We start from the raw sequence: 4,495 nt of genomic DNA on the forward strand, positions 1-4,495 counted from the left end.
TTCGTGCGCTGGCTCATGGCTGAGGACAGCTTCCGGTCGTGGTCGAGGATGGCGGCGCTGATTCTCTTCTCGCTTTCGCTCAGTTCCGCTCTGACAGACTTCTCGTGCTCGCTGAATGCGGCTTTCAGCATCTCGCCGGTACTCTGCTGCTGCGCTTTCGATTTCTGCTCTAAGTCCTTTGCCAGCGTTAAAAGACTGTTCATAGATGGCTCCCTTCAGTCGGATGTTTCGCCCCCCGTCCGGGTCGGCAATGCTGATGCTGCTTTTTGTGGTGCGTACCACCTCAAAACCTGCGCTTTCCAGCGCCTCAGTGACGTCCTGGCGGGTTTTCAGCTCCCCGGACGAGGCTAAGGCCAGTAAACCCCGTGTAATTGCCTGAGCGGCTTCCTGCTTCGTTTTCGGCAGCGCGGACGGCGTGACCAGCGCCCGCCGGTTTTCAGGCGCGTTCGGGTCATGCAGCCCCAGCCTGCCGTTCACGATGGTCTGCCAGGCATCAATGCGCGGACGGTCGGCGCGGTCGTAATACGGCTGGAGACGCTTGCCGGTCAGCAGCTCCGTGTTCGGGATCAGGAAGTTCAGCTCCAGCCGCCCCTTATCCTGGTGCTCAACCCACAGCACGCTGTACTGGTCTTTATCGAGTCCGGGCATCAGAACCCGTTCAAAGCTCGCCATCAGCTTTTCGCGCTGCCCGGGCGGTAAATCCTTTTCGGCAAAGGACAGGACGCCGGATGTGTACTTTTTTGCGTAGGGCGAGGCGTCGATAAGCTCCCTGACTTCTTCCGGCTTCCCCTGCAGAACGGTGGCGCCGTCGCGCTGTCGGTCTTTCCCCAGCAGATAATCCACCGGACCGGCGCCACCGCCGCGCCCTCGCGGGTGAAACTTAACGATCATCGTCTGCACCCTTTTCCAGCACGGCATGCCGCAGCCGCTCGAGTCCGGCATCTATGGCCATCAGCGCGGCGACGACCTGCACGCGGTCGTGCCCGCTGCCACCACCGGCGTTAACCTGCCGGGCAATCTGGTTGAGGTTGTTCCCCATGCCGGCAAGCTGACGAAGCAGCGCCGGCGAGAGCGAGGGAAGCTTGCCGGCGCGGGCGGGTTTCTCGTCCAGGCACGTCTGGCGCATCCAGGCTGCAAGCTGTTTACCGTCGCAGCGCTCCAGCAGACGGCGGTGCTCATCTTCGGTCACCCACATCGTGAGCATTTTGCTGCGTTTGTCTGCCAATCCGGCCTCCTGATAACGCCGGGACGGGCGGGAAATCTTTTCCCGGTCGGCGCGGTGTTGGACAAGCCGCAGGCGCGTCAGTGGTTTTAGCGGGTTTCGGGGCGCAGCCCTGAACCAGTCACGTAGCGCTAGCGGAGTGTATACTGGCTGAATATGTTAGATCGGAGTGGTAATTCAGGGAAGTTATTCATGTTGCAAGGGAAAATGCGGCTATAGGGCGTAAGTGCAAAATGCAGGTAACGGTGACATGACGCCTCCTCGCTCACTCGGTCGCTACGCTCCTGCCGTGAGGCTGCGGCGGGCGTTACCTGCTCACGAATGACAAGATAAAGAGATGGCACTCAAGTCAGGAAAGGCCGGAAAAAGGATACGGCGCTGCCGTTTTTCCATAGGCTCCGCCCCCCTGACGAGCATCACAAAATCAGACGCTCAAATCAGTGGTGGCGAAACCCGATGCGGCTTAGAGATACCAGGCGTTTCCCCCTGATGGCTCCCTCGTGCTCCCCCGCATTCCTGCCCTTCGGTTTACCGGTGTCATTCCGCTGTTATGGCCGCGTTTGTCTCATTCCACGCCTGACACTCAGTTCCGGGTAGGCAGTTCGCTCCAGGATGGACTGTATGCACGAACCCCCCGTTCAGTCCGACTGCTGCGCCTTGTCCGGTAACTATCGTCTTGAGTCCAACCCGGAAAGACATGCAAAAGCGCCACTGGCAGCAGCCACTGGTAACAGGTTTAGAGGAGGAGAGTCTTGAAATTTCGGGTGCGATAAGGCTACACTGAAAGGACAGTTTTGGTGACTGTGCTCCTCCAAGCCAGTTACCGCGGTTCAAAAGAGCGTCAACTCTTGCGAACCTTCGAAAAACCACCCGGCAAGGTGGTTTTTTCGTTTTCAAGGCAAGAGATTACGCGCAGAAAAAAAGGATCTCAAGAAGATCCTTTTAGATTAGTGTTCAGAGTTGGTTTCTTCGGTTGTCATCCGCCTCCCTTTATCTAGCCGATGCCATATCATAAGGGAAAAGTCTTATGTATAAATCTATCTCCCCCTATCAATTAGGGGCTACTATAGAACTAATAAGGGCGGACTATAGAAGGATAGAATCCTTATCCGCCATAGAATAGAAAAAGGAGGTTAAATGCTAAATGAGTTTATCTATCTTCTACAGATACTGTCTAAAAACCCGCCGAAAAAGAATATATATTTCGCAGTAGCGACCTGGTCACTTAGTCTCTTTATCATAGTTGTCCAACACGTTGGACAATCTACATTTCACTGATCGAAACCTTCCCGTCTGGCATGTGAGATCAGTTTAAGCTGACTTCCCCCAAATACCATTTCAACCATTATCATAGCCTTTTTCTGCAGTTCACTCGCAGCAAAAAGATCTATCCGCTTTGCCAACTCGTTAGCTGATTCAACACTATTTCCATCAGCAACGGCACTCAGAAAAACAAATGCTCTCACTGTTTTCTGACCTCGTTTTATCGACCATAAAAACACAAGAAGCAAAAGTGATATTCCACCCACGACACTAACAATCACCATATTTCGATCACCTTATCTTAGATAACTTCAGAAGTTGCTTCATTTACCATAACATCCCTTGCCCGCACCGCTCCGGACGGGTTCAACGTGAAAGCGGCGTTAGCCCGGTAAAACCGGCAGTAAACTCCCCGCTAAACTGCGCATTCTGCGCCTGATAAATTTCACGCGGCTGCATAGCCATGCAGCCACGTGAATGGCTCATGCTTTTAATGTATATCCTCGTCCAAGCCCCTGTTTTAACCGGTTTATCAAAAAAACCAAACAGGAAGTCTTACCACTAACAATAAAAGAGGTAGGGGAGACTGTATTTTATCGCATAAAAAAACATTTACAACACCAATTCTATCGTATAGATTTCATAAAAAATGAAATTTACTCACCTATTAAGGGTTTCTATATGAAAGATATGAAAGCTGTTGTGGTTTTTACCGGGAAGGATTTGAACATAATGAGAACTGAGGGGGGATCAGGCTACTGGCATGCCAGAACAGACAGGCTCAACGATGCCGATTACCTCATAGCAGTAAGAAACAGAAGGGAAACGTGGGCAGTAAAAGACCTGGAACACGGCACAGCATTCCTGATCGCCAAAATTACCGGGTGTTTTAAAAGCCCTGATTACGACGACAGGAACGTCATAACCTTTGATGAATACGCAGAAATTCACACGCCAAAAGCATGGAAAATGCTAACCGATGGTCAGCGCTATCCGGTTGCTTACCTGAGCGCACAGGAAGCTTTTTTACGTATTGGGGTAACACCGGAACAACTGGAATGGAAGAAATTCCATCCTTCATCCCCATCAGTTCCTAATACAGTGATTCCTGGTCTGGCTGAAGAGAAAACAGAAAAACTCTCCCTTAACGAGGCAATTGAAAGAGCCAAAAAGGATATTAGCAACGCAACAGGGATTGATAGCTCAGCCATAACAATAAGCATCAAGATCTGATGAAGCGTGAACAATAAGATAGCAGCCTCATGTTCTAGAACTGAACCTGTGCGCCAGAAACAGCAAGCCCATGCTTTTCCGGCGCACAGATTCAAAGTGACGGACCGTTGTACGTTCGCTGTCGCTGAGATCGTTCCAGCTCCAGCGCTTTCTGATGCTGCGCCGCCCGTTCCTGCTCACGATGTGCCTCTATCACGTTCAGCCTTGTGACAACCGGCGCAGCTGCTCGCTCAAACTCTGCACCTGCCTGCTCAAGCCCGTGACGCGCTCGCTCAGCGCCGCGTTCTCCCGTTGCATAAGACCAGACATCGTCCGCCATTCCGCGAAGGCGTTCTCCCACTCGTCCAGCCTTTTCGAGTAGTCCTGCTGTAGCTGCTCTAATGCGCTCAGCAACTGTTTTTCCAGCTCCGTCATGTGCTATTTCCCCGCCAGTATCATCCAGCTCGAATCCTCTCCGAACCGTCCCGCTTCCGGGTTCACCCTCACGCAGCGGCGTCTCTGCTCTCCGCAGGTCGAGAGCTGCACGCCGCTGTTCCTCTCGGACAGCATGGCCTGCGTGCTCTTCTGCTCCCGGATGATCGTGTAATTGTCGAGTATCTGCTGCCCCTGCCACCACAGAATGCTTGCGCCCGATGCTGTCAGCAGTGTAGACACCAGGACGATGGTCAGCCACGTCTGGCTGACCATACGCACCATGCCTTTCGTGCGCTGGCTCATGGCTGAGGACAGCTTCCGGTCGTGGTCGAGGATGGCGGCGCTGATTCTCTTCTCGCTTTC

General features: G+C 53.0%; 6 protein-coding genes. 1 reads left to right on the top strand and 5 read right to left on the bottom strand.

Annotated features, from left to right (window positions below):
• From mbeA to ACLJPE_RS23115, 3 genes are all read right to left on the bottom strand, one after another.
• The coding region (mbeA, locus tag ACLJPE_RS23105) for a plasmid mobilization relaxase MbeA (RefSeq protein ID WP_410966022.1) at positions 1-891 on the bottom strand (891 nt) is incomplete at its 3' end.
• Positions 881-1,204: a MobC family plasmid mobilization relaxosome protein gene (locus tag ACLJPE_RS23110; protein WP_001347450.1), complete on the bottom strand. Its 324-nt coding sequence runs from the start codon at positions 1,202-1,204 to the stop codon at positions 881-883. The genes ACLJPE_RS23110 and mbeA, both read right to left, overlap by 11 nt.
• 1,289 nt (positions 1,205-2,493) lie before the next feature.
• Positions 2,494-2,769, bottom strand: a complete 276-nt coding sequence (locus ACLJPE_RS23115; protein ID WP_031611837.1) for a hypothetical protein — start codon at positions 2,767-2,769, stop codon at positions 2,494-2,496.
• A gap of 397 nt (positions 2,770-3,166) precedes the next feature.
• Between ACLJPE_RS23115 and ACLJPE_RS23120 the strand changes: the two genes are divergently transcribed.
• Positions 3,167-3,718 carry a hypothetical protein gene (locus ACLJPE_RS23120; RefSeq protein WP_000654246.1) on the top strand — a complete coding sequence of 184 codons (552 nt, stop codon included), beginning with the start codon at positions 3,167-3,169 and terminating at the stop codon, positions 3,716-3,718.
• A gap of 198 nt (positions 3,719-3,916) precedes the next feature.
• Here ACLJPE_RS23120 and ACLJPE_RS23125 read toward each other — a convergent pair whose 3' ends face one another.
• Both ACLJPE_RS23125 and ACLJPE_RS23130 read right to left on the bottom strand, forming a co-directional pair.
• Complete coding sequence (locus ACLJPE_RS23125; RefSeq protein ID WP_000137421.1) at positions 3,917-4,132, bottom strand: MbeD family mobilization/exclusion protein; 216 nt, start codon at positions 4,130-4,132, stop codon at positions 3,917-3,919.
• Between the two features lie 3 nt (positions 4,133-4,135).
• A partial coding sequence (locus ACLJPE_RS23130) for a mobilization protein (RefSeq protein ID WP_369570337.1) occupies positions 4,136-4,495 on the bottom strand: 360 nt, incomplete at its 5' end.

Source organism: Salmonella sp. SAL04196 (assembly GCF_046550835.1).
In the GTDB taxonomy this organism is placed as follows: domain Bacteria; phylum Pseudomonadota; class Gammaproteobacteria; order Enterobacterales; family Enterobacteriaceae; genus Salmonella; species Salmonella enterica.